At 63.2% G+C, this 26,119-nt stretch carries 27 protein-coding genes and 1 pseudogene; 15 read left to right on the plus strand and 13 right to left on the minus strand.

Annotation, left to right across the window (positions count from 1 at the left end):
- Positions 1–18 precede the first annotated feature (18 nt).
- The gene (locus AC0L26_RS11350; protein WP_473632588.1) at positions 19–843 is read right to left on the minus strand and encodes an ATP-binding cassette domain-containing protein; all 825 of its coding nucleotides are present in this window, start codon (positions 841–843) and stop codon (positions 19–21) included.
- A gap of 217 nt (positions 844–1,060) precedes the next feature.
- Between AC0L26_RS11350 and AC0L26_RS11355 the strand changes: the two are divergent.
- Positions 1,061–1,522 (plus strand): annotated as a pseudogene (locus AC0L26_RS11355) (TonB-dependent receptor plug domain-containing protein); the annotation flags it as partial.
- A gap of 306 nt (positions 1,523–1,828) precedes the next feature.
- Here the strand turns inward: AC0L26_RS11355 and AC0L26_RS11360 are convergent.
- Positions 1,829–2,584: a glutamine amidotransferase gene (locus AC0L26_RS11360; protein ID WP_473632717.1), complete on the minus strand. Its 756-nt coding sequence runs from the start codon at positions 2,582–2,584 to the stop codon at positions 1,829–1,831.
- Positions 2,585–2,741: 157 nt separating this feature from the next.
- Between AC0L26_RS11360 and AC0L26_RS11365 the strand changes: the two genes are divergently transcribed.
- The 8 genes from AC0L26_RS11365 (at position 2,742) to AC0L26_RS11400 (ending at position 9,899) form a co-directional block, all read left to right on the plus strand.
- Positions 2,742–3,824, plus strand: a complete 1,083-nt coding sequence (locus AC0L26_RS11365) for a LacI family DNA-binding transcriptional regulator (protein WP_473632589.1) — start codon at positions 2,742–2,744, stop codon at positions 3,822–3,824.
- A 59-nt stretch (positions 3,825–3,883) separates the two neighbouring features.
- A complete protein-coding gene (locus AC0L26_RS11370; RefSeq protein WP_473632590.1) occupies positions 3,884–4,990 on the plus strand; it encodes an ABC transporter substrate-binding protein in 1,107 nt (368 codons plus the stop codon).
- Positions 4,991–5,060: 70 nt separating this feature from the next.
- The gene (locus AC0L26_RS11375; protein WP_473632591.1) at positions 5,061–5,903 is read left to right on the plus strand and encodes an ABC transporter permease; all 843 of its coding nucleotides are present in this window, start codon (positions 5,061–5,063) and stop codon (positions 5,901–5,903) included.
- Positions 5,900–6,703, plus strand: coding sequence for an ABC transporter permease (locus AC0L26_RS11380; protein ID WP_473632592.1), 804 nt, complete (start codon positions 5,900–5,902; stop codon positions 6,701–6,703). The genes AC0L26_RS11375 and AC0L26_RS11380 overlap by 4 nt, the downstream gene beginning before the upstream one ends.
- 41 nt (positions 6,704–6,744) lie before the next feature.
- The gene (locus AC0L26_RS11385; protein ID WP_352928547.1) at positions 6,745–7,752 is read left to right on the plus strand and encodes a dimethylarginine dimethylaminohydrolase family protein; all 1,008 of its coding nucleotides are present in this window, start codon (positions 6,745–6,747) and stop codon (positions 7,750–7,752) included.
- A gap of 35 nt (positions 7,753–7,787) precedes the next feature.
- Complete coding sequence (locus tag AC0L26_RS11390) at positions 7,788–8,858, plus strand: ABC transporter ATP-binding protein (RefSeq protein WP_473632593.1); 1,071 nt, start codon at positions 7,788–7,790, stop codon at positions 8,856–8,858.
- Positions 8,859–8,893: 35 nt separating this feature from the next.
- Positions 8,894–9,568 (plus strand): cysteine hydrolase family protein, encoded by a 675-nt coding sequence (locus AC0L26_RS11395; protein WP_473632594.1) that lies wholly within the window; start codon positions 8,894–8,896, stop codon positions 9,566–9,568.
- A 1-nt stretch (position 9,569) separates the two neighbouring features.
- Entirely contained in the window at positions 9,570–9,899 is a 330-nt protein-coding gene (locus AC0L26_RS11400; RefSeq protein WP_473632595.1) for a GYD domain-containing protein, read from the plus strand.
- Positions 9,900–9,914: 15 nt separating this feature from the next.
- On the opposite strand, the gene AC0L26_RS11405 is transcribed toward AC0L26_RS11400, so the two are convergent.
- The 3 genes from AC0L26_RS11405 to AC0L26_RS11415 all read right to left on the minus strand — a co-directional run bounded on the left by AC0L26_RS11405 (position 9,915) and on the right by AC0L26_RS11415 (position 11,459).
- Positions 9,915–10,859 (minus strand): LLM class flavin-dependent oxidoreductase, encoded by a 945-nt coding sequence (locus tag AC0L26_RS11405; RefSeq protein WP_473632596.1) that lies wholly within the window; start codon positions 10,857–10,859, stop codon positions 9,915–9,917.
- Positions 10,860–11,014: 155 nt separating this feature from the next.
- On the minus strand, positions 11,015–11,170 hold the full coding sequence (locus AC0L26_RS11410) for a hypothetical protein (RefSeq protein ID WP_352928557.1): 156 nt from the start codon (positions 11,168–11,170) through the stop codon (positions 11,015–11,017).
- An 85-nt stretch (positions 11,171–11,255) separates the two neighbouring features.
- Positions 11,256–11,459, minus strand: a complete 204-nt coding sequence (locus AC0L26_RS11415) for a hypothetical protein (protein WP_473632597.1) — start codon at positions 11,457–11,459, stop codon at positions 11,256–11,258.
- Positions 11,460–11,473: 14 nt separating this feature from the next.
- Here AC0L26_RS11415 and AC0L26_RS11420 point away from each other — a divergent pair, with 14 nt between their 5' ends.
- On the plus strand, positions 11,474–13,552 hold the full coding sequence (locus tag AC0L26_RS11420) for a 3-hydroxyacyl-CoA dehydrogenase NAD-binding domain-containing protein (RefSeq protein WP_473632598.1): 2,079 nt from the start codon (positions 11,474–11,476) through the stop codon (positions 13,550–13,552).
- Positions 13,553–13,578: 26 nt separating this feature from the next.
- On the opposite strand, the gene AC0L26_RS11425 is transcribed toward AC0L26_RS11420, so the two are convergent.
- On the minus strand, positions 13,579–14,391 hold the full coding sequence (locus tag AC0L26_RS11425; RefSeq protein ID WP_473632599.1) for a response regulator transcription factor: 813 nt from the start codon (positions 14,389–14,391) through the stop codon (positions 13,579–13,581).
- A gap of 112 nt (positions 14,392–14,503) precedes the next feature.
- Here AC0L26_RS11425 and AC0L26_RS11430 point away from each other — a divergent pair, with 112 nt between their 5' ends.
- The 5 genes from AC0L26_RS11430 (at position 14,504) to AC0L26_RS11450 (ending at position 19,302) form a co-directional block, all read left to right on the plus strand.
- Entirely contained in the window at positions 14,504–15,640 is a 1,137-nt protein-coding gene (locus AC0L26_RS11430) for an ABC transporter ATP-binding protein (protein ID WP_473632600.1), read from the plus strand.
- Entirely contained in the window at positions 15,621–16,784 is a 1,164-nt protein-coding gene (locus AC0L26_RS11435) for an ABC transporter substrate-binding protein (protein WP_473632601.1), read from the plus strand. Before AC0L26_RS11430 ends, AC0L26_RS11435 begins: the two co-directional genes overlap by 20 nt.
- 70 nt (positions 16,785–16,854) lie before the next feature.
- Positions 16,855–17,718 (plus strand): ABC transporter permease, encoded by an 864-nt coding sequence (locus AC0L26_RS11440; RefSeq protein ID WP_473632602.1) that lies wholly within the window; start codon positions 16,855–16,857, stop codon positions 17,716–17,718.
- The gene (locus AC0L26_RS11445) at positions 17,718–18,530 is read left to right on the plus strand and encodes an ABC transporter permease (protein ID WP_473632603.1); all 813 of its coding nucleotides are present in this window, start codon (positions 17,718–17,720) and stop codon (positions 18,528–18,530) included. Before AC0L26_RS11440 ends, AC0L26_RS11445 begins: the two co-directional genes overlap by 1 nt.
- Positions 18,531–18,540: 10 nt before the next feature.
- Positions 18,541–19,302, plus strand: coding sequence for an SDR family NAD(P)-dependent oxidoreductase (locus tag AC0L26_RS11450; protein ID WP_473632604.1), 762 nt, complete (start codon positions 18,541–18,543; stop codon positions 19,300–19,302).
- A 15-nt stretch (positions 19,303–19,317) separates the two neighbouring features.
- Here the strand turns inward: AC0L26_RS11450 and AC0L26_RS11455 are convergent, their stop codons facing one another.
- The 7 genes from AC0L26_RS11455 to AC0L26_RS11485 all read right to left on the minus strand — a co-directional run bounded on the left by AC0L26_RS11455 (position 19,318) and on the right by AC0L26_RS11485 (position 25,982).
- Positions 19,318–20,826: an aldehyde dehydrogenase family protein gene (locus AC0L26_RS11455; RefSeq protein WP_473632605.1), complete on the minus strand. Its 1,509-nt coding sequence runs from the start codon at positions 20,824–20,826 to the stop codon at positions 19,318–19,320.
- Between the two features lie 21 nt (positions 20,827–20,847).
- On the minus strand, positions 20,848–21,192 hold the full coding sequence (locus AC0L26_RS11460) for a cupin domain-containing protein (protein ID WP_473632606.1): 345 nt from the start codon (positions 21,190–21,192) through the stop codon (positions 20,848–20,850).
- 24 nt (positions 21,193–21,216) lie between these two features.
- The gene (locus AC0L26_RS11465) at positions 21,217–21,564 is read right to left on the minus strand and encodes a cupin domain-containing protein (RefSeq protein ID WP_473632607.1); all 348 of its coding nucleotides are present in this window, start codon (positions 21,562–21,564) and stop codon (positions 21,217–21,219) included.
- 238 nt (positions 21,565–21,802) lie between these two features.
- Positions 21,803–23,077 (minus strand): glycosyltransferase, encoded by a 1,275-nt coding sequence (locus tag AC0L26_RS11470; protein ID WP_473632608.1) that lies wholly within the window; start codon positions 23,075–23,077, stop codon positions 21,803–21,805.
- A gap of 17 nt (positions 23,078–23,094) precedes the next feature.
- Positions 23,095–24,168, minus strand: coding sequence for an ABC transporter ATP-binding protein (locus AC0L26_RS11475; RefSeq protein ID WP_473632609.1), 1,074 nt, complete (start codon positions 24,166–24,168; stop codon positions 23,095–23,097).
- Positions 24,165–24,956 carry an ABC transporter permease gene (locus tag AC0L26_RS11480; RefSeq protein WP_473632610.1) on the minus strand — a complete coding sequence of 264 codons (792 nt, stop codon included), beginning with the start codon at positions 24,954–24,956 and terminating at the stop codon, positions 24,165–24,167. The genes AC0L26_RS11475 and AC0L26_RS11480 overlap by 4 nt, the downstream gene beginning before the upstream one ends.
- A 183-nt stretch (positions 24,957–25,139) precedes the next feature.
- A complete protein-coding gene (locus tag AC0L26_RS11485) occupies positions 25,140–25,982 on the minus strand; it encodes an ABC transporter permease (RefSeq protein WP_473632718.1) in 843 nt (280 codons plus the stop codon).
- Positions 25,983–26,119 lie beyond the last annotated feature (137 nt).

Raw genomic sequence — 26,119 nt, forward strand, 5'->3', positions numbered from 1 at the left:
CTTATTCTCACAGTGGCCTCATTGCACATAGCCGATGAGCTGGCCGGTGACGGGGTGCGCAAACACGCCCATCTCGACACCGAAAATTCCTTTGAGCACGTCGCCCTGCATGATCTGGTCCGGCGTGCCGCGCGTCAGCAGCTTTCCGTCCTTCAGCGCGATCAATTCGTCGCAGTAGCGCGCCGCCATGTTGGGATCGTGCAGCACCACGACGACGCACAGGTCGCGTTTGCGGCTGAGATCCTTGACCAGCCCCAGCACCTCGACCTGATGGGCGATATCGAGCGCCGAGATCGGCTCGTCGAGCAGCATGACGCCGGCATTCTGCGCCACCAGCATCGCCAGCCAGGCGCGCTGTCGCTCGCCGCCGGACAATTCGTCCACCAGCCGGTCGGTGAAATCAGCCATGTCGGTGAGGATAAGCGCCTCGTCGACATGGCGCCTGTCTTCGTGCCCGAAGCGGCCGAGCGCGCCATGCCAGGGATAGCGCCCGAGCGTCGCCAGTTCGCGCACGGTCAGGCCGGTCGCCGCCGGCGTCGTCTGCGGCAGATAGGCCAGCGCACGGGCGAGCTCGCGCGCACCCCACTGCACCAGCGGCCGCTGCGCGAAGGTGATACCGCCCGAGCTTGCCGGCTGCTGGCGCGCCAAGAGCTTGATCAGCGTCGACTTGCCCGAGCCGTTGTGCCCGATCAGCCCGTAGACGCGCGAGCGCTGCAGCTCGAGCGTGACAGGGCCGAGCAGCGTCCGCTCGCCGACGGCGAACCGCACCGCTTCGACATGGAAGGCAGTCTGGGCGTGAATTCCAGCCACGGTATCGGCCTCTCTCCAGCTTTGCGCGCGCATTTCCAAATCCGGTTTTCAGCGCCGTTGCCCGGTTGACTATGAAACATGAGTTTACTAGTCAACAATGAAGATGACCTTTTGAGTCAACAAAATGTCGTGACGCGCCGAATTTGCGTCGAAATTCGAAAAAATGAGGCGTGCCGAGATGGTGACTGGTTCTGGCCGCGGAAGAATCCGAGATGAAATGACCGCGCGCCGAAACCTGCTGATCGCAGCGATGTCACTGCCTGTCCTGCTTGGCAGCGGCAACGCCCTCGCGCAGGAAACCACCACTCTCGACCCGATCAACGTTCAGGAACGGGTCGAAAGTGCCTTTGGAACGGTTGACGGCTACGTCGCCACCCAGGGCTCCACAGCCACCAAAACCGACACGCCGCTGATCGAGACGCCGCAGTCGATATCGGTCGTCACCAAGGACCAGATGGAGGCGCAGGCTGTCGATAGTCTGAACGGCGCGCTACGCTACACGCCCGGCGCCAGCGGCAATCTCTACGGCACCGACAACCGTGGCCTCGGCCTGCAGTTGCGCGGGATTTCGAACGCTAGTGGCGTCTTCTACAAGGATGGGTTGCAGCTCAAGGAGAGCAATTTCACGCTGTTCACGGCGCTCGATTCCTACGGCGCCGAACGTTACGAGATCCTGCGCGGGCCGGCGTCGGTTCTCTACGGCCAGGCAAGCCCTGGCGGCATCATCAACTATGTCAGCAAACGCCCGACCGAGGAGAACCTCCGCGAGGTCGAGCTCGGCGCCGGAAGCTTCAACCGCTATGAAGGAAAGTTCGATTTCAGCGGGGCTGTCAACGCCGACAAGTCGCTGCTGTTCCGCCTCACCGGCGCCGCGCACACCGGCGATACGCAGATAGACTTCGTCGAGGACGACCGCATCTTCATCGCGCCGGCGCTCACCTGGCGGCCCGATGCCGATACCAGCGTTTTGCCCTGGCGTCCACCGAAATGTCCCACTGTTAGCCGGCTCCGCGGGAGATTATTTACCGGAGACCCACGCCGCCAATTGCCGCCACAGCGGCGCATAGCCCTGCCATTCGACGAAGGCGGTCGGCGCCCAATGCGGTGCGCAATCCGAGGTGAAGGCGACGCTTCTGCCCTTGCCGTACTGGCCGGCGACGATCAGCGGATCATCGCCCACCTTTGCCACCACAGTGGCGTCGCTTTTCGGCGTGACGCGGTTGAAGCCGAGCAGGTGCGGCCACGCCGACCCGAGGCCGGCGACGATCGGATGCGCCGCCTCGAGGATTTGCGGTGTCACCCCTTGCGGGGACTCGACGCGATCATCCGTCTTGGCGATGTTGACAGGCAGGATCTCCTCGATCGCCGTCCCGGAATATTGGCCTTTCGCTTCGATGCCCTGGAAGGTCATGTAGCCGCCGATCATGACGAAGCCGCCGCCCGCTGCGACATAGTCGCGGATCGCATGCAGCCTGTTGGGCAAAGCGACCGAGCGAACGAATGTGTCGGGATGGAGCAGCAGCGTGTTGGCGCCCACATCGCTCAGCATCACGCAATCATATTGGGAGAGTGCTTTCGCATCGAACGGGAAATCGCGCGCGGCGACATGGGCGGGCTGGTAATCCACCTGCCAGCCGCCGGTTTCGAGCGCATCGCGCAGCCAGCGGATCCCTTCCGCATATTCAACCGTCGAGAAGCTGTCGAACCCCTTTTGGTGGGTGCTGTGCACGGTCCATGATTCACCGGCAATCAGAACGCGTCCCGTCGTAGCCATCCTTTTCCTCCCTGCCGATTTCCGTGACCGCGCTCGCCGGCTCTGCCTATCGAAAATGGAACGTAATTTACGAAACCGGTTTAGTAAAGCGGTTTACAAACCCGATTTCCTATGCTGAAATCCCGATCGACAAGAAAACACTGGCGAAGCCGCCTCTATGAAGAAGCCTACGGCATCGACGATCAGGAATGTGGCGCACGCGGCCGGCGTGTCGGTTACCACCGTCTCGCGTCACCTGAACGGCCGCATCAAGCTGCCGGCCGAAACCAGCGAGCGCATCAGGGCGGCCGTGGCGAAACTGGAATATCGCCCCAACGCCATTGCCCGGCGTTTGAGCAAAGGCAGCAGCGAAACCATTGGGCTGATCGTCTCCGACATCTCCTATCCTTTCTTCGCCGCCATCGCGAGCGCGGCGGAAGAGGAAGCGAGCCGTCTCGGCTACAGCCTGGTGATGTTCAACAGCCGCAACATAGCGGCCAAGGAACTGGGCTTTCTGTCGCGCATCGACGACGCGCAGGTCGACGGCATCCTGCTGATGACCAACCATCCCGACGACGGCGCGCTGGTCCAAAAGATCAATGCTTGCAGCAATGTCGTCCTGGTCGACGAGGACGTTCCGGGCGCCATCGCGCCGCGCCTGTTTGCCGACAATCGGCTCGGCGCCCAGCTTGCGACCGAGCATCTCCTGGAGCACGGCCACACCGCGATCGCCTTTGTCGGCGGCCCGCCGGCGCTGCTCAGCAGCAAGGAACGGTTCGGCGCCTTTGCCGCCAGTCTCAAGCGCCGGGGCCTGGAGGTGAACCCCGACTACGTCTTTTTCGGCGACTATGACGAGCAATCCGGTCTTGATGCATTCCTGCGGTTCGCCGCGCTCGACACTCCGCCGACCGCCATCTTCGCCTCCGCCGACATGCTGGCGCTGGGGATTTTGCAAGGCTGCCGCACGCTCGGCATCACCGTGCCGGCCGATCTGTCGCTGGTCGGCTTCGACGACATTCGCAACGTCGATCTTCTCGATCCGCCGCTGACCGCCGTGCACCAGTCGGCGGAGGAATTCGGCCGCCGCGCGGTCGGCCTGCTGATCGACCATATCAACGGCGCCGAGATACCGGACGCGGCGCCGGTCGCGGTGAAGCTCGTCGTGCGCCATTCCGTGGCTGCGCCGCGCAAGGGCGCATTGGAAACTGGATGGAAACGCCTCGGTGGAAAAAACCAAACGCCGGCAAGAGTGGGAATTTAACAGAGACGGATCAAATCCGCGAAGACCTCAAGTCAACACCAACAATGGGAGCCTGAAAAATGACAATCTCGCATTTCGCAAAAGACGCGGCCGAGATCGCGCTCGATAAATTCAATCGCGGTGAGATCGATCGCCGCTCTTTCCTGATAGCACTTGGCGGCCTCGGACTTGCGGCCGCCTTCAAGCCTGGCGTCGCCCAGGCCGACGCCTCGGAAATCGTCGTCTGCAACTGGGGCGGCGCCGCGGCGGATGCTTTCGCCAAGGCCTATGGCGACCCCTTCACCAAGAAGAGCGGCATGAAGGTGGTGATCGACGGGGCCGGCCCCGCGGTCGGCACCATCCGCGCCATGGTCGAATCCGGCAAGGTCATCTGGGACGCCACCGATGGCGGCATGATCGACTCGCTGACGTTGGGCAAGGGCGATCTGGTCGAGAAGATCGATTACACGATCGTCGACAAATCGCAGGTGCCCGAGAATTTCGCCGGCGAGTTCGGCGTCTCGAACTATGTCTATTCGAACGTGCTCGCCTATGACGCTGAAGCGACCAAGGGCACAGCACCCACCGGCTGGGCAGATTTCTTCGACACGGCGAAGTTCCCGGGCAAGCGCACCATGTGCAAATGGATCCAGGGCCAACTCGAATTCGTCCTCCTGGCTGACGGCGTCGCGCCCGCCGACCTTTATCCGCTGGATGTCGACCGGGCGTTCAAGAAGCTGAAGCCGATGCTTGCCGACATCATCTTCTGGGAAGGCGGGGCACAGACGCAGCAGCTGTTCCGCGAGGGCGAAGTCGTGATGGGCAACATCTGGCACACCCGCGCCAACCTGCTCAACAAGGAGACGCCCGACAAGTTCAAGTGGATCTGGGAGCAGAACGTCCTTTCGGCCAGCGCCTGGTCGGTTCCCAAGGGCAATCCCGCCGGCAAGAAAGTGTTCGAATTCATCAATTCGACGCTCGACCCAGCCGGTCAGCTCGTATTGCTGCAGATCATGGGCAACGGGCCTTCCAATCCCAAGACCCTCGCCTTGATGACGCCGGAGGATGCCAAGGTCAATCCGACGACCAAGGCGAATGCGGCCTCGCAGATCGTGCTCAACCCCGCCTATTACGCGGAACACGAGACCGAACTCCAGAACAAGTATCTGGATTTCATCTCGAGCTGATTGACGAGCCAACACGGAAGGGCTGCCGCCGGCGAGGCGGCGGCCCCTGATCCGATGCGGATTTGATCCGATGCGAAATTTCAAGACAACAGCTCTGCTGCTGACCGTTCCCGCCAGCCTGGTGGCGATCGGCCTCTATGCGACGCCAATCCTGCAGGTTCTGGCGTTGAGCCTGACCGAGCCGAAGTTCGGCCTTGCCAACTACCAGAGCCTGTTCGCCAACGCCGCGGTCGGCCGCGTCGTCATGACGACGCTCAAAGTGTCTGTCATGACCACGGTGCTGACCGTGCTGGCGAGCTATATCGTCGCCTTCGCCATCATCCACATGTCGGCCGGCTGGCGCCGCATCTCGCTGTTCCTGGTGCTGGTGCCGTTCTGGATATCGGTGCTGGTCAGGGCGTTTTCCTGGATCACCATCTTGCGACGTCGCGGCGTCCTCAACAGCGCCCTGATGGAGATGGGCGTCATCTCGTCCCCGCTCGACCTCGTCTACAATCTCTTGGGCGTCACCATCGGCATGGTCCACTACATGATGCCGTTCGCCATCCTTTTGCTCTACGCCAATCTGTCCGACATCGACCGTCGCATCATGCAGGCGGCGCGCTCGCTGGGCGCGCGCCCGGCCACGATCTTCTGGCGCGTCTGGTTGCCGCTCAGCCTGCCCGGCATCGCGCTCGCGACCTTGTTCGTCTTCGTCTTCTCGCTTGGCTTCCTGGTCACGCCGGCCCTACTCGGCGCCGGCAAGACCCTGATGATCGCCGAATACATCTCGGTGCAGATATCGAGCACCTCGCGCTGGGACCTCGCGACATCGCTGTCGACCATGCTGCTGCTGGTCGTCGGCATCATCGTCTTTGCCGCCATGCGCAGCCCGGCACTGCGCGCCGCCTTCGTCGCGAGGCCGCAGCAATGAAACCGCGGCGCCTCATCGAGATCGGCCTGCCCCGCTTTGTGGCCTGGTGCCTGCTCGGCTTCCTGTTCGTGCCTATCCTGGTGGTGATACCGGTAGCGCTCACCGATCGCGATTACCTGTCGCTGCCGCAGGATGGCCTTTCGATGGAGCATTTCGCGGCGCTGACCGACTGGAGCAAAGGCTGGCTGCCAAGCATGTTGACCAGCGCCGGCATCGCGCTGGCCTGCGCCGCGATCGCCACGGCGCTCGGCGTCGCCTTCGCCGTCGGCGCCTGGGCCGCCGGCGGCTGGTGGCCGTCGCTGATGCGCATTCTTCTGCTGTCGCCGATGATCGTGCCACCCATCATCTACGCCGTCGGCATGGTCAAGCTGTGGGCGCGCCTGTCGCTGCTCGACAGCTATACCGGCGTCGTCCTGGTGCATGTCGTGCTCGCCCTGCCGCTGACCGTACTGGCCATCAGCGCGTCGCTCTCAAACCTCGATCAGAAGCTCGTGCAGGCCGCCAGAAGCCTCGGCGCCCGGCCGATGACAGTCTTCGGCAAGGTGATATTGCCGAACATCCTTCCCGGCGTTGGCGCAGGTGCGTTGTTGGCCTTCGTGGCATCCTGGGACGAGATCACGGTAACACTGTTCATCACCGGACGCGCCGTCGTCACATTGCCGCGCCGCATCTGGACGAGCATCCAGGACGCGGTCGATCCGGCGCTGGCTGCGATCGCCACCGTACTGCTCGTCGTTACCGTGCTGGCGCTGGTTGCACGCGCGCTGATCGAACGCAGGCAACGGCAACAGAAGTTCTAGTCCAAACACCTCGAAAACAGATCGAAAGGAAAGGAATACCCATGAGCACCGCGATGAGCGACAATGAGTACCGGGAGAACAAGTTCTTCAGCATCTTCGGCTCCGTTCCGGAACCGGGCTTCGATACGGCTGAGGAGCAGATTCCGGTATGGGGCCGCCATTGGGGCTGCTCGAACGATGTCGGCAAGCTGCGCGCCGTGCTGATGCATCGGCCCGGAGACGAGCTTTCCGTCGTCGAGAACAAGCCGATGCCTGAAGTCGGCGGTTTCGGCGATCCGGAAAAGGGCTGGTACTGGATGGGTCGCACCATGCCCGATTTACCCGCCATGCAGCGCGCCCATGACGAATTCACCGGCTTGCTGCGTTCGGAAGGCGTCGATGTCATCCTCGTCGACAAGGCCGCCCCCGGCGCGATGAAGCAGATCTACACGCGCGACAGCGTCATCGGTGTTCCCGGCGGCGCCATCGTCACCCGGCTGGCGCGGCGCGTGCGTCGCGGCGAGGAGCTTCCGGTGACAAGGGCGCTGGCCAAGGCCGGATGCCCGATCCTCGGCACCATCCACGGTTCGGCCGTGTTCGAGGGCGGCGGCTTTGCCTTTATCGATGCCAAGACCGCCGTCTGCACGGTCTCAATCGCCTGCAACCCGGAAGGCGTGCGGCAGGTCGAAAGCATCCTCGCCGGCCTCGGTGTCGAGCTGATCAAGGTGCCGATGCCGGGATACCGCATTCACATCGACGGCGCTTTCATTATGGTCGACGTCGAGACGGCGATCGTCAATGTCAACGAACTGCCCTACCCGTTCATCGAATATCTGGAGAAGCGCGGCATCAAGATGATCGAACTGCCCCCGGAAGACAGCGCCATGTCGCTCAACTGCCTGGCCGTGGCGCCCGGTCGCGTGATCATGCATGGCAGCCGCTCGAAGCGCCTGGCCGACAGGCTCGACGCCGCCGGGATCACCGTTCTGACCTGCAATTACGAGACGGTCGAGCTTGGCGGCGGCGGCCTGCATTGCTCGACGGCGCCGCTGATCAGGGACCCGATCTGATATGGTTGGCCCCGAACTGATGGCCCCGAACTGACATGGCATTGCTGGTCGTCGACGATCTGGCAAAGACCTATGACAAGGTCACCGCCTTGACCGGGATCAACCTCTCGGTCGAGGCGGGAGAGTTCGTCACCTTGCTCGGACCCTCGGGGTCCGGCAAGACCACCTTGCTGATGTCACTGGCCGGCTTCACCGCGCCGAGCAAAGGGACGATCAGCCTCGACGGCAGGGACATCACCAATGTCGACCCGGAAGACCGCAATTTCGGCTTTGTCTTCCAGGGCTATGCGCTGTTCCCGCATCTCTCCGTCGCCAACAACATCGCCTTCTCGCTCAGGGTCCGAAAATGGGAGAAGGCAAAGATCGCCGCACGGGTGGCCGAGATGTTGTCGCTGGTCGGTCTCGACAATCTGGCCGAGCGCAAGCCACGCGAACTGTCGGGCGGTCAGCAGCAGCGCGTTGCCATTGCCCGCGCCTTGGCTTTCGGGCCGCGCATCCTTTTGCTCGATGAGCCGCTCTCCGCCCTCGATCGCATGCTGCGCGAATCCATGCAGAAGGAGTTGAAGCGGCTGCATCGTGAGACCGGGGTGACCTTCGTCTATGTCACTCATGACCAGGAGGAGGCGATCGCCATGTCCGATCGCATCGCCGTGTTCAACCACGGCCGCATCATCGAGATCGGGCCGCCGCGCGACCTCTACAAGAAACCCTCGACGCGCTTCGTCGCCGGCTTTCTCGGCGAGAACAATTTTTTGAGCGGCCACCGCGCCGATGATGACGAGACGAAGGTCGAGGCGTTCGGCACGCGCTTCGGCTTTCCCCTGGCCCAAGGCCGCGAACGGCCCGGCGACAGCCTGACCGTATGGGTGCGTCCCGAGGACATTCGCATCGGGCAGGCGACGGAGGACGAGATCGGCTTTCGTGCGACGGTGGTCGAGAACGCCTTTGTCGGCGCGCTGGAGCGCATCCTGCTCAGGACGGCGACCGGCGAACAGATGGTGGCGACGCTGCGTTCGGAAGCAGCCGTCGCGGCCGTGCCGGGACAGATCATCGATTGCCGGATCGACCCGTCCGCTATCGGCGTCCTGCCCAACGAAGGGTCTTGAGTCGGCGAACATAACTGGCCGCGGAAGAGAGAAAAATGATCAAGGCGATACCTTTCGATTTCCCCTATGACGGCAGGCTGGTGCCTGAGAATACCGCCCTGATCGTCATCGACCTGCAGGAGGATTTCCTGTCGACGACAGGCTATTTCGCCAAGCAGGGCTACGATCCTGCGCCATTGCGGGCCATCCTGCCGACGGTCAATCGCCTGATCGCGGCCGCTCGCGCGGCAGGCCTGAAAATCATCCACACAAGGCAGGGCTACCGCGCCGACATGGCCGACATGACGCCCTACGAGAAATGGCGCCGCAAACGGGCCGGCCTTGAAGGCACCGACATTCTCTTGCGTTCGAGCCCCGGCTTTCAGATCGTTCCCGAGATCGACTTGGCGGCTGAAGACATCATCGTCGACAAGACCTGCAACGGCGCCTTCACCTATACCGATTTCGAGCATGTGCTGCGCGCGCGGGGCATCACCCATCTCTTGTTTTCGGGATGCACGACCGACGTCTGCGTCCACACAACCTTACGCGAGGCTTGCGACCGCAACTTTCAGTGCCTGACCATCTCGGATGCCTGCGCCAGCGGCGACAGATATGCGCATGAGGCCGCGCTGCACATGGTGACGGTCGAAAACGGCATCTTCGGCGCACTGACCGATTCAAGCGCCGTTATCGCGGCGCTGTCGCAACTCTCCGGCAAGGGCCACTGACATGCCCGACGAGATTATCGACGCAGCTTCTACCCGCCGGCTCTACGTTTCCCTGATGCGGTTGACGGACAAGGGGCTGGCCGAGCTGGCCGGCAGTCCCGATCGCCGGAAAATCAGCGAAGAGCGGGTTGCCGCGCTCGGCGGCAAATCCCTCGCCTTCTATGCCACGCTTGGCGCCTATGACTTCGTCCAAATCTTCGAAATGCCCGACAACGAGGCCATGCTGCAATATGTGCTGACGGCCCGGCGCGACGGCTTCGTCGAGCCGCTTATCCTGCCGGCATTCGACCCGCCGACCTTCGGCGCAATTGTCGAGCGGGTCTTGAAATAACGCGATAGCCTTGCGTCAGGAAGAAGCGCGTGCCTCTCCTGTCGCGCGCGACGCAAACGCCCCAGGCTGCGGCACATCGGCCTCGCGACGCGCTAGCGAATTGCGCAGGAGCGCTATCGTTTCGCGGGCGGCGAACGCGATCTCGCGCGGCCGGTCGACGCCGACCAGCATGAACTCCTGGATACCCAAAGCCGCGTAGGGGAGTAGTGACAGCGCGACATGCGCCGGCGGGCCGGCAACCTCGACCGCCTTCTGGCAAGAGGCGGCATTGTCCTGCGCCCCCAACCGGACGGGAAGCGCGAAGCGCAGCTTGCCGGCCCGGCCATGTTCGGCGGCGGCGCTGCGCACCCGCTCCATCAGTTGCCGGATCTCATCGAGCGAGCCCGGCGTCAGTTCGAAGACATCGGCATGACGGCCCGCGACCTTGAGCGCCGTTCCCGATTGACCGCCCATGCGAATAGTCACGTCGGCGCCATGCGGTCCCTTGCGCGGCACATAGCCGGCCTTGATGCTGTGGAAGGCGCCCTCATGGTCGAAGGGCCGGTCGTTCGACCACAGTCGCTTCAAAAGCACCAGATATTCGTCGATGCGCTGCCAGACGACGGTGTGACCGACCGGGCGCGTCTCGGCATCGTCGTCGCTCAGCGGCTCGCTGAGCATCCTGAGCGACAGCCGTCCGCCGCTTTTCGCGTCGAGAGCCGCCAATTGCCGCGCCGCCACGGTCGGTTCGATCACGCCGGCCCAATGGGTGAGAACCGCCTCCAGCGACGAGGTGCGGTCCAGCGCCTGGGCGGCCAGATCCATATTGGTCAGCAGCCCTGCCGGATCGTCGACGACGATCTTCTGGAATCCGGCATCCTCGATCAGCGACAGCTTTGTCGCGGTCTCGATGAAATCATAGAAAAAGCTGGCGTCGGCGGGATGCGTTCTACCGGGAACATGCGTGAACTCGATCGGCATTGCCATCTCCTCCATCACGTTGGAAACATGGATATCACGTTGAATCACGGGCGCGCGAAAGCGCTCCGGCATTCGGCTCATTCAACTCCGGTATTTCTGAAGCGACTATGTCTGAAACGGCCAGCCGCTGACCGACGGGATCAGCGCCCCGAGAATCAGGGAATAAGGCCTAGAACGACTGCCCCGGTGAACACGAACGCAAGGGCAAAGACGAGATAGGCAAAAGCGCCCGCATAAGCCGGACGAAAGCTCTGGGCATTGGCCAGCCTTTGGCCGTTGCGATCAGTCTGGGCGTTCTGGATATAGGACATGTCGAACCTCCGTCTCGCCGGTTAATCTATAAAATCAGTAGACTTTGTCGAGTGCTATTTTTAGGAGATTGTTGGAATAATTTTCTCAAATATGGCAAGAGTTTAGTTCGTTTTCTGCTTTGCGTTGCGCTTCCGAGGTGGTCAGGCCGATAGTAAGAACGCCGTGCACATGCAGGAAGAGGGCATCAGTCCGTGTCAGCCGGCGCTGACGAGAGCCTGCCGGAAAACATCCGTTCCCATCCGGCCATTCACCCTGTAAATCCCGTTTGGCGTTGTCGGTCGTCATCATTGGAAGAGGTTTGCGTGTCCAATTTCGTTAGCGTTACAAGGGATGGCGGCGTCGCGGTCGTGACCATCGACAATCCGCCGGTCAATGCGCTGAGCTTCCATGTTCGCGAGCCGCTGATGCAGGCGCTTGTCTCCTTGCGCGACGAGCCTGGTGTCGTGGCCATCGTCATCGCTTGCGCCGGGCGGACCTTCGTCGCCGGCGCCGACATCACCGAATTCGGCAAGCCGGTGCAGCAGCCGGATCTGCGCGCCATCATTGCCCTGCTCGAAACCATCGCCAAGCCAACGGTCGCCGCTATCCACGGCACAGCGCTCGGCGGTGGCCTGGAACTGGCGCTTGGTTGCCATTTTCGCGTTGCCGATGCCGGGGCCAAGCTCGGCCTGCCGGAGGTCAAGCTCGGCCTGCTGCCCGGCGGTGGCGGCACGGTTCGGCTGCCGCGTCTCGTCGGTGCGCTGAAGGCGCTCGGAATGATCGTTTCGGGAACGCCGATCAGCGCGGCCGAGGCGCTTGCCGCCGGGCTGGTGGACGCCGTTTTCGAGGACGGCCTGGCTACGCAGGCGGTTCGTTTCGCCAGCGAAATGGCTGGCAGGGGCAAACCGTTCACGCCGGTGCGCGACCGCAACGATCGTCTCGACCAGGCGGAATTGCCTGAATTCGACAGGCAAGCGGCGGAGCTTGCAAAAAAGGCGCGCGGCCTCGAAGCGCCGATCGCCTGCGCGCAGTCGGTTCGCAACGCCATCACGCTGCCCTTCGAGGAGGCTCTGGCCGCGGAGCGAGAACTGTTCCTGCAACTGATCGGAGGCGCCCAGTCGCGCGCGCAACGCCATCTGTTCTTCGCCGAGCGCGAGGCCGCAAAGATTGGGGCTAAGGATATCGTCGGGCGCAAGATCGCGCGGGTCGGCGTCATCGGCGCGGGCACCATGGGCGGCGGCATCGCCATGGCGTTCGCCAATGGCGGGTTTCCTTTGACCCTGCTGGAAACAACGCAGGAGGCGCTGCAACGCGGGCTGGCGACGATCGAGAAGAACTATGCCGTCTCCGTCGCGCGCGGTTCCCTCAGCGAAGACACCAAGCGTCAGCGGCTCCACCTGTTCAAGGGTTCCACCGACTATGGCGACCTTGCCGATTGCGACCTGATCGTCGAGGCGGTGTTCGAAGAGATGGCGGTCAAGAAGGATGTCTTTGCCCAGCTCGACGCGGTGGCCAAACCGGGCGCGATTCTCGCTACCAACACCTCCTATCTCGACGTCAACGAAATCGCCGCCTCGACCTCGCGGCCCCAGGATGTGCTTGGCCTGCACTTCTTTTCGCCGGCAAACGTTATGAAGCTGCTGGAGATCGTGCGTGCCGAGAAGACCGCGCCGGACGCGCTGGCGACGGTTGTCGAGCTGGCGCGGCGGATCGGCAAGGTGCCGGTCGCCGTCGGCGTCTGCCATGGCTTCGTCGGCAACCGCATGCTGGCCGCGCGCGGCGCGGAATCCGAGGCATTGTTGCTGGAAGGCGCGACGCCCAGCCAGATCGACCGGGCGTTCACCGATTTCGGCTGGCCGATGGGTCCGTTCCAGATGAGCGATCTCGCCGGCCTCGACATAGGCTGGCGCAACCGCAAGGCACGGGGCCAGACAGCCGCGATCGCCGATGCGCTATGCGAGCAGGGACATTTCGGCCAAAAGACCGGCCGGGGTTTTTATCGCTACGAGAACGGTTCACGCGTACCGGTTCCCGACCCGCAAGTCGAAGCGCTGATCCGTGCCAAGGCCGCCGAAAAGGGGATCGCGCCGCGCACGTTTGGTGCTGACGAGATCATCGAGCGTACGCTCTATCCCCTAGTCAACGAAGGCGCGAAAATCCTCGAGGAGAAAATCGCCGCCCGCGCCTCCGATATCGACATCGTTTGGGTCAACGGCTACGGTTTTCCCGTGGGCAAGGGCGGGCCGATGTTCTGGGCCGGCCTCGAAGGGGTCGACAAGATCATCGGGCGGCTCGACCACTGGCACGAGCGGACCGGCAAGGACGTTTTCAAGCCGGCGCCCCTGCTCAGACAGATGGCTGAAACCGGCTCCTGGGAAGGCGCTGCCAGCCAAACTGCCTGAGCGAGGCCATCTTCGAAAGTCGTGGACTACCGAATCCGGGCGTCCATGATCTCGACGAAACGCGCGAACAGACCAGCCTGCGACTTGATCTTGAGCTTGCGGTAAATGTTGCGGCGATGAACCTTTACGGTTCCCGGTACGATACGCATCGCTCGGGCTATGGATTCCGTCGAATGGCCCTGAAGAACCAGGTCGACGACATGTTTTTCGCGCGGCGTGAGCGAAAGGCTCTTCCAGATGTGAGCACGTTCGAACTCGTTGACCGGCGCAATCGCCTCGTCCTGTTTCGTCTCTGCCGGTTCGTCGGCCGGAAGGGCCGGCCAGCGCAGCCTGATGAAGCCGATCACTGCCGGCGCCATGTCGCGCAGCAGCCTGGCATCGGCGGTTCCGAAGGGTCCCGAAGCATGCAATCGCATCAGCGAGACCACCAGCGCGTCCTTTCCCGGCAGCGGCACGAAGAAACCGACCTCCTCGGCCAGCTTGGTCTGGCTATAGTAGGAGCGGTAATATTCGCTGGCATAGAAGCGGTCCGGCGCCAGTTCGCGCATGCGCCAAAAACCTTCCTTGCGCTCGACCGCCGCGTGGTGGAACGGGTCGAGCAGATAAGGCCCTTCCTGATAGAGTGCGACGAAGACGTGGCTTTCGGCCGGCGAGAACGTCTCGAACAGCAGCGGCGGCCGTGAGGCGCCGCGATAGCCGAAGATCACACAGTGATCGAAGCTGACATGCTGCCGCAGCCAGGCGACCAACGCCTTGCCGAAAAGTTCGCCGCTCGTCTCCCGCGTCGCAGCGATGAGCATAGCGAGCTGATTGTATTCGTCGCTGCGCAATACGCTCAATTATACCCCCTTAAACGAGAAAATAGACCAAATATACCACCTGCGAGGTATATACTAGCTGCCATTGGCTCTGATAGCGTTTCGAGATTGTCTTGTTGCTGGAGCCGCAGCTTTGACCGCAGTACCCGATATCGAGTTTCGCGGGGTCGCCAAACGCTACGGCAGCGTGACTGCGGTCAGCGGCATCGATCTTGCCATCCCGCCGTCTGCCTTTGTCGCCTTGCTCGGGCCGTCCGGCTGCGGCAAGACAACTTGCCTGCGCATGATCGGCGGCTTCGAACAGCCAAGCGAAGGCGCGGTGTTCATCCGCGGCCGCGACATGGCCGGCACGCCGCCCTACCGGCGGCCGGTCAACATGGTGTTCCAGCAATATGCGCTGTTTCCGCATCTCGATGTCGAGGACAACATCGCCTACGGGCTGCGCCAGGCAAGGCCGCGGCTGGCGTCGCGGGAGATCAGCCTGAGGGCAGGCGAGGCGCTCGCCATGGTGCGGCTTGCCGGCTACGGCCGCCGCAAGATCCACGAGCTTTCCGGCGGCCAGCAGCAACGTGTCGCCCTGGCGCGCGCGCTGGTCAACAAGCCGGCGGTGCTGCTGCTCGACGAGCCGCTGGCGGCGCTCGACAAGAAGCTGCGCACCGACATGCAGATCGAGCTGCAGAACCTGCAGCGCGAGATCGGCATCACCTTCGTCCTTGTCACGCACGACCAGGAAGAAGCTCTGTCGATGAGCGATTTCGTCTGCGTCATGAATGGTGGGCGCATCGTCCAGCTCGGACAGCCGAGCGAGATCTATGACGAGCCCGCCGACCTGTTCGTCGCCGACTTCGTCGGCAAGACCAATCTGTTGAGCGGCAAGGTCGCCGGGCACTCGGGCAACCTCGTCGAGGTGGCGCTTGCCGACGGCACTGTCATTGCCGCGCGCAAACGGACTTCGCTGCGCCAGGACGAAGCCGTTTCGGTCAGCCTGCGTCCTGAATCTCTAAGCCTCGGCGCGCCGGGAAGCGGCCGGCTGAACGGCATTGTCCGCAACCGGATCTTTCTGGGCGCGACCGCGGAATATGCGATCGAGGTCGGCGGTATCGGAACGCTGCTCGCCAAGGCCGATCGCCTGATCGGCAGTGGAAATCTTTTCAAGCCGGGTGAACCCGTCGCCATCGGCTTTACATCAGGAACGCCGCTCGCGTTCCCTGAAACCAAAAATAACGGGACCAACCAGAGGGAAAATAAAAATGTCGAAATCATATCGTGACGGACTGCCGATAAACCCCGAAAAATTCGTCGACCAATTGATGCGGCTCAAGCGCGGCTCGATCGGCCGCCGCGAATTCCTTGGCCTCACCGGTCTTGGCATCGCAACGGCGGTGATGGCCCGCGAACTAGGCATCATGCCCTCGCCGGCCTTCGCCCAGGAGGGTCTTGGCGACCGCATGTCGATCGCCACCTGGCCCAATTACCACGATCCGGCGACGTTCGAGAACTTCAAGGCCGAGACGGGGGTCGCCGTCGAGGTCAATGTGTTCGGGTCAAACGAGGAGATGCTGGCCAAGCTGCAGGCTGGCGCCTCGGGCTGGAGCCTTTTCGTGCCGACCAACTACACGATCTCCACCTACAAGAAGCTCGACATCATCGAAGCGCTCGACATGGCCAAGCTTGCCAATTTCGACGGCTCGCAACAGGACCCGCGCTTCACCGGGGAAGGCACGATCGACGGTGCGACCTATGCGGTGCCGAAGAACTGGGGCACCACCGGATTTGCCGTCAACACCAAGAAGCTGACCAAGCCGATGACGAGCTGGAAGGAATTCTGGGACACGGCCATGGCGGAGGGCGACGGCCGGACCATGGTCCATGACTACCAGCTCACCACGATTGGCAATGCGCTGAAATATTACGGCTTCTCGTTCAACTCGCTGAAGCCGGACGAACTCGCCAAGGCGGAAGAACTGCTGCTGAAGATAAAGCCCCACCTGTTTGCGGTTTCCAGCGATTACCAGCCGTCGATGCGTGCCGGCGACGCCTGGATGACGATGTGCTGGACCAATGACGGGGCTCAGCTCCACCGCGACATTCCTGAGATCGCCTATGTGCTTGGCAAGGAGGGCGGCGAGATCTGGACCGACTTCTATGCCATTCCGAAAGATGCGCCCAACAAGCCCGCCGGCTATGCCCTGCTCAACTACCTGATGGACCCGAAAGTCGCGGTCAAGGAGCACCTGGCCAACGGTGCGCCTTCCACCGATGCGCGGGTCAATGCGCTGCTGCCCAAGGAGGTGCTGGACAATCCGATCCTCTACCCGGCGGCGGAACTATTGACGCCGCTGGAATTCGGTGCGGCTGCGACGCTGACCGATCCGGCCCGGGCCGAACTGATGGCCCGCTTCAAGTCGGCTTGAACCGGCCATAGGTCCGATGCAGGCAACTCACCCGGCGGGCAGATGTCCGCCGGCACCGGGGCGGTTTTCAATGCGCAGCAATGTCCTTCGTCATAATCTGCTGACCGCGCTGCTGCTCGGTCCAGCAACCGCGTGGCTGGTGGTGTTTCTGGTCCTGCCGTTCGTCGCGATCGCCGTCTTCAGCGTCGGCGAGCGGGCGCCGGAAGGCGGCTATCAGGCTGCTTTCACGCTCACGCAATATGCCAATCTTCCGGCGCGGGCGACCGCCTTCTGGAATACGATGGTGCTGGCGCCGGCGGGCGCCTTGGCCTGTCTGCTCGTCGCCTATCCGGTTGCCTACTACCTCGCCTTGCGCGCCCCGGAGCGGTGGCGGCTGATCCTGCTTGCGCTTGTCGTCATCCCGTTCTGGACCAGCCTGCTGATGCGAACCTACGCCTGGATGTACGTTTTGGGCGGGCGCGGCATCCCGGCATTGCTGACCTATGTCGGGTTCGAAGATGTGCGGCTGATCAACACGCCGGGCGCCGTTCTGCTCGGCATCGTCTATGGCTATCTGCCGCTGATGATCCTGCCGATCTATGTCAGCCTCGAGCGGCTCGATCGCCGGCTGCTGGAAGCCTCCGCCGATCTCGGCGCGACGCCGATCTCGACGTTCCTTGGCGTGACGCTGCGGCTGTCACTGCCGGGTGTGATGACCGGTTTCTCGCTGGTCATGATCCTGCTGCTCGGCGAATATCTGATCCCGACGCTGCTCGGTGGCGGCAAGGTCTTCTTCATCGGCAACGCGCTGGTCGATCTGTTCCTGCAGTCGCGCAACTGGCCGTTCGGATCGGCAATCGCGATCACGCTGGTTCTGGTTTCGGTGGTGGTGCTGCTTGCCGCCAACCGCATTTCAACCCGGCTCTCGGGTGCCCGCCGGGTGGACCTGATCTGATGCGCGCCTTCGTCATAGCGGTCTTTGCCTTCCTGTACCTGCCGATCGCGCTGGTGGTGCTGTTCTCCTTCAATGCCGGCCGCCACGCCAGCGAGCTCACCGGTTTCTCGATGCAGTGGTACGGCAAGGCGCTGTCGAACCCTTTCCTGGTCGAAGCGCTGAAGAACAGCCTGTTCATCGCCACCACCAGCGCTTTGCTAGCGGCGCTGTGCGGCACCGCGGCGGCGATTGGCCTGGCGCGTGTCGGCGCGCGGACACGGGCCGTCTTCGATGCGCTTCTTGGTGCGGCGATCGTCGTTCCGGGCGTCGTCATCGGTATCTCGACGCTGGTCGCGCTCGTCCAGCTATTTGGGGTCGTCAATCCGTTTCTCGCATCGTTGTGGCCGAACGACCAGCCGCCACGCCTGGCGCTCGGCTACGGGTCGATCATCGCCGCGCACGGCCTGTTTTCGATGGCGCTGGTGGCGATGATCGTCGGCACACGCCTCGGTAGCCTCGACCGCAATCTGGTCGAGGCATCGAGCGATCTTTACGCCACCCCGCTGACGACATTCCGCTCGATCGTGTTGCCGCAGATCATGCCGGCGGTAATCGCCGGCTTCCTGCTTGCCTTCACCTTCTCCTTCGACGATTTCATCGTCGCCTTCTTCGTCGCCGGCGCACAGACGACGTTGCCGATCTATGTCTTTGCCTCGATCCGGCGCGGGGTGACGCCCGAAATCAACGCCATCGCGACGATCGTGCTCGTCGCCTCGGTGCTGCTTGTGGTGCTTGCCCAATGGCAATTGCGCCAACGCAAACCATCAAACTGAAAGTCGCATCATGATTCTGAAAGATCGCATCGCCGTGGTGACAGGCGCCGGGTCGGGCATCGGGCGCGCCGGTGCCATGATCATCGCCAGGGAAGGCGCGGTGGTGGTGATCGCCGACAGGGATCAGGCTGCCGGCGAAGCAACGGCTTCCGACATCCGTGCCGTCGGCGGCCGGGCCGAGGCGGTCGCGACCGATGTCGGCGACGACGCGGCGGTCGAGCAGCTCATCGCTGGAACGCTGGGTAAACATGGTCGGATCGACATCCTGCACAACCATGCCGGCATCCAGGTCGGCGGCACGCTGACCGAAGTCGGCCTCGACGGCATGGATGCCTCGTGGCGGATCAACGTGCGGGCGCAGTTCCTCGCCGCCAGGCTCGTCATGCCGGCGATGATCGAACAGGGCGGCGGTGTCGTCCTGAATACCGCCTCGAATTCGGGTGTGTTCTACGACCGCGAGATGATCGCCTACGCAACCTCAAAACACGCCGTGGTGGCGATGACCCGGCAGATGTCGCTCGACTATGCCAAGCACAATGTCCGCGTCAACGCGCTCTGCCCCGGCTGGGTCGATACGCCCTTCAACGAACCGTTCATCGCACAGATGGGTGGGCGAGAGGCGATCGAACGCTACGTCCGCACCAAGATTCCCATGCAGCGCTGGGCCGCGGCGGAAGAGATCGCCGAAGCGATCCTGTTCCTCGTCTCCGATCGTTCGTCCTTCATGACCGGCCAGGCTTTGGTGATCGACGGCGGCGAGAGCATCGGCTGACGCAGCCTTCCTGCCTCATACGTGCTTGCGTCCGCCGGCTTCGCGGAACCAGCTGTCGGGATAGGGATACCACCAGTCCTGGACCGCTGGCTTGTGGTCGATGATGACCATCTTCGAGCGGCGAAAGGCATCGAGCCCCTGGCGTCCAAGTTCGCGGCCGAGGCCCGAAGCCTTCCAGCCGCCGAACGGCAGCGCGTCATTGTCGATCAGCGGATTGTTGACCCAGACCATGCCGGCCTCGAGCCGTTCGGCGGCCTCATGCGCTTCGGCAAGATCGGTGGTGAACACGGAGGCGCCGAGCCCGAACGGACTGTCATTGGCGAGCTCTATCGCCTCGTCGAAATCCTTGACCCGGCAGATCGCGGCCACCGGTCCGAAACACTCTTCGCGCACGATCGCCATGTCGGGGGTGACGCCGGTCAGGATCGTCGGCTCGTAGAACCAACCGACATTGTGTGCCGGCGGAATGCGCCCGCCCGTGACCGCCTTGGCGCCGCTGCGGATCGCATCATCGACTAGCCGCATGACCTTCGCCCGTGCCGCCTCGCTGACCAGCGGCCCGATCTCGGTCTTGTCGAGGCCGTTGCCGATGCGCAGCGCACGTGTTTTCTGCGCAAACAGCTCGACAAAGCGGTCGTGAACGGCATCGACGACGAAGAACCGTTCGGCCGAGGTGCAGACCTGGCCGGTAAGATGAAACGCGGCGGTGACGCTGCCGGCCGCCGCTATATCAAGCGGGGCGTGTTGGCTGATGATCAGCGGATCGCTGCCGCCGGCCTCGATAACGCACGGCTTCATGCGTTCGGCGCAGGCGACGGCGACGGCCTTGCCGGCGGCGACCGAGCCGGTGAAGGCGACCGCGTGGGTGCGGTCGGAAGCGATCAGCGCCTGCGCGGTGGCCGCCCCGCCCGGCAGGCAGGACACCAGGCCCTCCGGCAAGGAGCGGAACACGGTCATGTAGTCCAGCGTCGACAATGTCGTCGCTTCGGCCGGCTTGATCACGCAGGCATTGCCGGCGGCGAGTGAGGCGGCGACGGTCCAGCACATCAGCAGGATCGGGAAATTGTAGGGCATGATGTGCACCGACGTGCCGTAGGGCTCGTAGCGCGCATATTGGAACGAACCGGCCTGCGTCGTGCCGGCGATTTTGCCGGCATCGTCGCGCGCCATCTCGGCGTAATAGCGGAAGATCGGTGCGCAATTGGCGATCTCGCCGATTGCTTCCGGATAGGGCTTGCCCATCTCGCGTACCATCAGCTCGGCGCAGCGCGTGAAGTCGGCGGCCTCGATGGCGTTGGCCACTGCATGCAGATGCCTGGCACGGGTCTTGGCGTCGAGCTTTTTCCACGCCACCTGCGCCTTGGTCGCCGCGGTCAGCACGGCGTCGATCTCGCCATCGCCGGCTGCGGTGATCGCGCCGACGGTTTCGAGCGTCGCCGGATCGATCACCGGTTTTGCTGCACCGGTCATCGGCCGATAATCCGGATTGACGAAGAAAGCCGGCCGGTCAGCGAAGAATTCCATGGGTCTTCCTTTCAAGCCCGCTCAGCGGATCATGTAGACCTTCTTGATCGTCTCATGGACAGTGCAGATGCCTTTCCAGTCCTGCGGAAAGAATGCCGTCGTGTCCGGCTCGATCTCGATCACCTCGCCGGATTCATGCACATAGGTGCAGCGGCCCTCGAGGAAGTGGCAGAACTCGTCGCGGGTGACGTGGCAGTGCCATTTGCCCGGGGTGCAGACCCACAAGCCGCATTCGGAACGCCCTTCCGGCCCCTTGTGCAGCAGTTTGCCCGAGGTGCGGGATTCACCCTCGATCATCGTCGGGATGACGCCCCAGTCGACGAGATCGGTGATGGCAAGCGGCGATTTCATGATCGGTGTCGGCATGTCGTGAAGCTCCAATGGCCGGCTTTAAGCCAGCATGTAGACGTTGCGGATGGTCTCGTGGACGGTGCATTCGCCGGTCCAGCCGGCCGGGAACATGACCACCGTGGCGGCAGAGACCTCGATGACCTCGCCGTCGTCCGACCGGTAGGTCGCGCAGCCGGCAACGAAATGGCACAATTCGTCGCGCGGAATCGCCAGCCGCCAGCGGCCGGGCGTGCAGACCCAGATGCCGGATTCCGGCTGGTTGTTCGGCCCCTTGTGGACGAGCCTGCCGGTGGAGTGCGAAGCGCCTTCCAGCGCCTCCGGCTGGGCGCCCCAATCGACGAGGTCGATGCGGGTCGAGGCCTGGTGGAGATGTGGGGCGGAGGTCATGTGGGTGCTCCGCAGGTGCGATGCTCATTTTCGAGATGGCGTCGCTCTACGGCGCCCCCCTCTGTCCTGCCGGACATCTCCCCCTCAAGGGGGGAGATTAGCAGCTTCGGCGCCCTGCTCACTCCTGCGACGTTGGTGATTGGCGAAAGCCGAGGTGACATCCAATCTCCCCCCTTGAGGGGGAGATGGCCGGCAGGCCAGAGGGGGGTGCCTTGGCTCGGCACGTCAAGCATCGCGCTCATAGAAGCTGTTCCAGCAGCCCCGCCGCCTTCTCCGGGCCGTTCTGCGACTGCATCTGCGCCGACGTTTTCGTCAGCTTGGCCCTGATTGCCGTGTCGGTCAGGCAGGCTTCGATCTTCGCGATCAGCGTGGCGTCGCTCCAGTCGTAGCGCGGCATGCCGAAGCCGTGGCCGGTTTCCTCGACCCGCGTTGCGTTGTCGTGGCCGTCCCAGACATAGGGCATGATGATCGCCGGCTTACCGAAATAGAGGCACTCGGTGAACGAGTTGTTGCCGCCATGGTGGATCACCGCATTGACCTGCGGGATGACCGAGGGTTGTGGAAACCAGCTCTCGACGATGACGTTGCCGGGCACGTCGGCGTACTGGTCCTTATAGCCGCCGACATTGACCAGCGCCCGGTAGCGCGTCTTGCCTAGCGTCGCGATGATGCGCTTCAGCAGATCGACATCGCCGGCGCCAAGGCTGCCGAAGGAGACATAGAGCAGCGGCCCGTCGTTATTCTTCGAAAAAGTTGGCACGGTGTAGGGCTTCTCCTGCCGCACGCAGCCTTCCAGATACTGGAATTTTGCCGGGTCAAGCGGATGGCGGCGCTTGAACTTTGCCGCCTCGGGATAGAGCAGCAAATTGAGGTAGGGCGATGCCTCGAAGAACTGGCCGATCGGATACGGCGCTTCGTTGTTAGCAATCAAGAACGCGTTGAAGTCGTCGTGGATCGGCTTGATGACCGTGTTGAAATGGTCGCGGTAGCGCTGATGGCAGCTGTGGTCGTTCTCGCCGCAGCCGGACAGATGTGGCGGGATGTCCTCGTCCTCGATCTCGTTTTCCGAGCAGGAGATGACGCGCACCCACGGCTTGCCATACTGCTTGATCGCCGGGAACAGGATGACGTTGTCGACGCAGATAACGTCGGGCTTGATCGTCGCAAGCACACTGGGCAGGTCCTTCTCAGCCCATTTGGCGCTGTCGACGATCGCTGTCCAGCAGTCCTTCACGTAATTGTCGACCTGGTCATAGGGCGATTTGCGGAAGTTTGGGATATGGCCGTTGATGAAATCTTCCCAGAACTTGGCCATCTGTTCCGGCGGCATCGGCTCGGACAGGTTCACCGGATGAGCCTCGAAGCCGTAGCCCTTGTAGACGTCGACGAAGCCGGGGTCCGACAGGAACACCGCTCTGTGGCCGCGCGCCTCGACCGCCTGGGCGATGCCGACGGAATTGAGCGCCGGGCCGTAGGCCGCTTCCGGAAAAAACGCGATCGTCTTCTGCGCCATGAAAGGTTCTCCTTCAATCAATCTGCGAAAATTCTGACGTCGGCGGCGTCCCAGCCGAGCTCGACCGCATCGCCTGACGAGACCGGGCGTCGGTCGGCGGCGTCGGCGGTGACGCGCACCAGGAACGGCTTAGGCGACAGAGCGGTGCGGACATGCAGCTGCAGGTCGAGCCCTTGATAGGCCAACGCTTCGACGGTGCCGGCAATGCGGTTGGCCGTTTCTGGCGACGGGAACAGCCGGATGCGTTCGGGCCGCACTGACGCGACCGCCGCAGTCCCAGGCGAAAGTGTTGCGGGAACTGTGCCTAATATCCGCACGCCGTTGGCCGCCAGCACGCCGTCGCCGTCGGCCTTGCCCGGCACGAAATTCATGACGCCGATGAAGTCGGCAACGAAGCGGTCCGCCGGATACTCATATACCGCGTGCGGCGTGTCGCATTGCAGCAGCTTGCCGTCCCTGAGCACCGCCATGCGGTCGGCCATGACAAGCGATTCCTCTTGGTCATGGGTGACGATGACGAAGGTGATGCCGACCTCGTGCTGGAGGCGCTTCAGCTCGAGCTGCATGGCGCCGCGCAATTTCTTGTCGAGTGCGCCGAGCGGCTCGTCGAGCAGCAGCAGCCGCGGGCGCTTGACCAGCGCCCGGGCAAGCGCGACGCGCTGCTTCTGCCCGCCCGACAATTGCTCCGGCTTGCGGTCGGCGAAGGCAACGAGCTCGGTCGTCGCCAGGATGGCGTCGACGCGGGAGCGGATTTCCTTTGCCGGCAAGCGTTCCATTTCGAGGCCATAGGAAACATTGGCCCTCACGCTCATATGCGGAAACAGCGCATAGGACTGGAACATTAGATTGACCGGCCGCTTGTTGGGCGGGGTCCTGGCGATGTCGCGGCCGTCGAGCAGGATACGGCCGTGATTGGGTGTCTCAAAGCCGGCCAGCATGCGCAAAAGCGTGGTCTTGCCGCAGCCCGAAGGTCCGAGCAAGGCGAAGAACTCGTTCTCGCGGATATCGAGCGAAATGCCGTCGACGGCCGTCACCCGGCCGAAATTCTTCGACACCTTGTCGATCGCCAGCAGTGTGCGGGGCTCGTTCATTGGCCGATCACCCCACGGTTGAGCCGCTGCGACAGGGTCAGCGCGGTGATTGAGACCGCCATGACGATGGTCGCCAATGCATTGATCTCCGGTGTGATGCCGAAGCGGATCATCGAATAGATCTGCATCGGCAGCGTGGTCGAGGCGCGACCTGCACCTGATGTGAAGAAGGCGATGATGAATTCGTCGACCGAGAGCGTGAAAGCTAGCAGCGCGCCGGCGACGACCGCTGGCAGGATGACCGGCAATGTCACCCGCCGGAAGGTGGAGAGCGCGGAAGCGCCGAGATCGGCGGAAGCCTCGACGATCGACCAGTCGAAGCTTTTTAGCCGCGCGCGCACCACCGAGCAGACGAAGGCGAGGTTGAACACGACATGGGCGAGGATGATGGTGTGCAGGCCCAGGGTGAAATCGAGCATTGAGAAGAAGCTGAGTAGCGCGATCGCCAGCACGATGTCGGGAATGATCATCGGCGCAAAGATCAGCGCCTCGAGACCTCTCCCATACTGCCGGCGCATTTCGACGCCGATCGCCAGCAGCGTGCCGAGCAAGGTGGCTATTGCGGTCGAGACCAGCGCCACGATCAGCGTGTTGAGGGCGGCGGACAGGATCTCGGCGTTTCCGGCGAGCGAGGCGTACCATTTCAGCGAAAAGCCCGACCAGACGGTTGGCAGCCCGCCCTGGTTGAAAGACAGCGCCACCAGCACGGCGATCGGAATGTAGAGAAAGGCGAAGACGAGGACGAGGATCGTACGCAAGCCTAAAACTCGGGCTGGAGATGAAGTCATAGCTGACGTCCGATGGTCTGGAGGTGAGCGAGCGGCGAGCGTCCTTCCCCCCGTTTACGGGGAGGAGATGCCGGCAGGCAGATGAGGGGCAGCGCCCAACAGGGCAGAAGGTGGCGCCGCCCCTCATCCGCCCCCTCGGGGCACCTTCTCCCCGTGAACGGGGAGAAGGAAAGGAGGCCGCGCTCAGCCATCCGCGCCTCCTTTTGCTTCGGCGATACGACCCGCGGCGCGATCTGCGGCCAAAGCCTGCGCCGTCAGCACCAGCAGCATGATGGCAATCAGCGCCATCGCCAGCGCCGCGCCGAAGGGCCAGTCATTGGCCGTCAGGAACTGGTCGTAGACGAGATTGCCGATCATCTGGAAGCGGCCGCCGCCGAGCAGCGCCGGGGTGACGAAATTGCCGATCGACAGCACGAAGACGAAGACCGCCCCGGCGGCGATACCTGGCACGGTCAGCGGCAGGATGACCCGGCGAAATGTGGTCATGGCCGAGGCGCCGAGGTCGCGCGAGGCTTCAGCGAGCTCCGGATTGAGCCGCGACAGCGGCGCGTAGCAGGCGAGGATGACGAAAGGCAGGTAGTTGTAGACCAGGCCGGCGATGACGGCGCCTTCGGTGTAGAGCATCGACGGCGGCTCGCCGGTGTAGCCGAACCAGCGCAAGAGCTGCGTGATCAGACCTTCGCGGTTGAGCAACACGATCCAGGCATAGGTGCGGATCAGGTAGTTGGACCAGAACGGCAGCACGGCGAAGAACAGGAACACCGGCTGCCACCGGCGTGGTGCTGCCGCGATCGCATAGGCGGCAGCATAGCCGATCACCACCGCGATCAGGGTTGCCGTGCCGGCGATGCGCGCCGAATTGAGAAAGATGCCGGCATAGAGCGGGTCGAGCACCAGCCCGAAATTCTCCAGCGTGAACGTGTATTCGATCCCGCCATAGATGCCGCGCCGGAAGAAGGCCAGCGCCAGCACCAGCGCGCATGGCACGACCATCAAGGCAGTGAGCCAGGCCAGCGCCGGCGCCATCAGCAAGGAGGAGCGAGAGGGGGTGAACGATCTCACGTCGCACCCCCCTCTGGCCTGCCGGCCATCTCCCCCTCAAGGGGGGAGATTAGCAGTTCCAACCTCTCGCTTACCTTCAAATATTGAAGATTGGCGAAAGC

The sequence above is a fragment of the Mesorhizobium sp. WSM4823 genome, assembly GCF_055811195.1.

What these genes read in the sequence shown, in the direction of transcription:
- AC0L26_RS11350 (WP_473632588.1), bottom strand. Translation starts at nt 843, where the DNA reads ATGCGCGCGCAAAGCTGGAGAGAGGCCGATACCGTGGCTGGAATTCAC.
- AC0L26_RS11360 (WP_473632717.1), bottom strand. Translation starts at nt 2,584, where the DNA reads ATGGCTACGACGGGACGCGTTCTGATTGCCGGTGAATCATGGACCGTG.
- AC0L26_RS11365 (WP_473632589.1), top strand. Translation starts at nt 2,742, where the DNA reads ATGAAGAAGCCTACGGCATCGACGATCAGGAATGTGGCGCACGCGGCC.
- AC0L26_RS11370 (WP_473632590.1), top strand. Translation starts at nt 3,884, where the DNA reads ATGACAATCTCGCATTTCGCAAAAGACGCGGCCGAGATCGCGCTCGAT.
- AC0L26_RS11375 (WP_473632591.1), top strand. Translation starts at nt 5,061, where the DNA reads ATGCGAAATTTCAAGACAACAGCTCTGCTGCTGACCGTTCCCGCCAGC.
- AC0L26_RS11380 (WP_473632592.1), top strand. Translation starts at nt 5,900, where the DNA reads ATGAAACCGCGGCGCCTCATCGAGATCGGCCTGCCCCGCTTTGTGGCC.
- AC0L26_RS11385 (WP_352928547.1), top strand. Translation starts at nt 6,745, where the DNA reads ATGAGCACCGCGATGAGCGACAATGAGTACCGGGAGAACAAGTTCTTC.
- AC0L26_RS11390 (WP_473632593.1), top strand. Translation starts at nt 7,788, where the DNA reads ATGGCATTGCTGGTCGTCGACGATCTGGCAAAGACCTATGACAAGGTC.
- AC0L26_RS11395 (WP_473632594.1), top strand. Translation starts at nt 8,894, where the DNA reads ATGATCAAGGCGATACCTTTCGATTTCCCCTATGACGGCAGGCTGGTG.
- AC0L26_RS11400 (WP_473632595.1), top strand. Translation starts at nt 9,570, where the DNA reads ATGCCCGACGAGATTATCGACGCAGCTTCTACCCGCCGGCTCTACGTT.
- AC0L26_RS11405 (WP_473632596.1), bottom strand. Translation starts at nt 10,859, where the DNA reads ATGCCGATCGAGTTCACGCATGTTCCCGGTAGAACGCATCCCGCCGAC.
- AC0L26_RS11410 (WP_352928557.1), bottom strand. Translation starts at nt 11,170, where the DNA reads ATGTCCTATATCCAGAACGCCCAGACTGATCGCAACGGCCAAAGGCTG.
- AC0L26_RS11415 (WP_473632597.1), bottom strand. Translation starts at nt 11,459, where the DNA reads ATGATGACGACCGACAACGCCAAACGGGATTTACAGGGTGAATGGCCG.
- AC0L26_RS11435 (WP_473632601.1), top strand. Translation starts at nt 15,621, where the DNA reads ATGTCGAAATCATATCGTGACGGACTGCCGATAAACCCCGAAAAATTC.
- AC0L26_RS11440 (WP_473632602.1), top strand. Translation starts at nt 16,855, where the DNA reads ATGCGCAGCAATGTCCTTCGTCATAATCTGCTGACCGCGCTGCTGCTC.
- AC0L26_RS11445 (WP_473632603.1), top strand. Translation starts at nt 17,718, where the DNA reads ATGCGCGCCTTCGTCATAGCGGTCTTTGCCTTCCTGTACCTGCCGATC.
- AC0L26_RS11450 (WP_473632604.1), top strand. Translation starts at nt 18,541, where the DNA reads ATGATTCTGAAAGATCGCATCGCCGTGGTGACAGGCGCCGGGTCGGGC.
- AC0L26_RS11455 (WP_473632605.1), bottom strand. Translation starts at nt 20,826, where the DNA reads ATGGAATTCTTCGCTGACCGGCCGGCTTTCTTCGTCAATCCGGATTAT.
- AC0L26_RS11460 (WP_473632606.1), bottom strand. Translation starts at nt 21,192, where the DNA reads ATGCCGACACCGATCATGAAATCGCCGCTTGCCATCACCGATCTCGTC.
- AC0L26_RS11465 (WP_473632607.1), bottom strand. Translation starts at nt 21,564, where the DNA reads ATGACCTCCGCCCCACATCTCCACCAGGCCTCGACCCGCATCGACCTC.
- AC0L26_RS11470 (WP_473632608.1), bottom strand. Translation starts at nt 23,077, where the DNA reads ATGGCGCAGAAGACGATCGCGTTTTTTCCGGAAGCGGCCTACGGCCCG.
- AC0L26_RS11475 (WP_473632609.1), bottom strand. Translation starts at nt 24,168, where the DNA reads ATGAACGAGCCCCGCACACTGCTGGCGATCGACAAGGTGTCGAAGAAT.
- AC0L26_RS11480 (WP_473632610.1), bottom strand. Translation starts at nt 24,956, where the DNA reads ATGACTTCATCTCCAGCCCGAGTTTTAGGCTTGCGTACGATCCTCGTC.
- AC0L26_RS11485 (WP_473632718.1), bottom strand. Translation starts at nt 25,982, where the DNA reads ATGGCGCCGGCGCTGGCCTGGCTCACTGCCTTGATGGTCGTGCCATGC.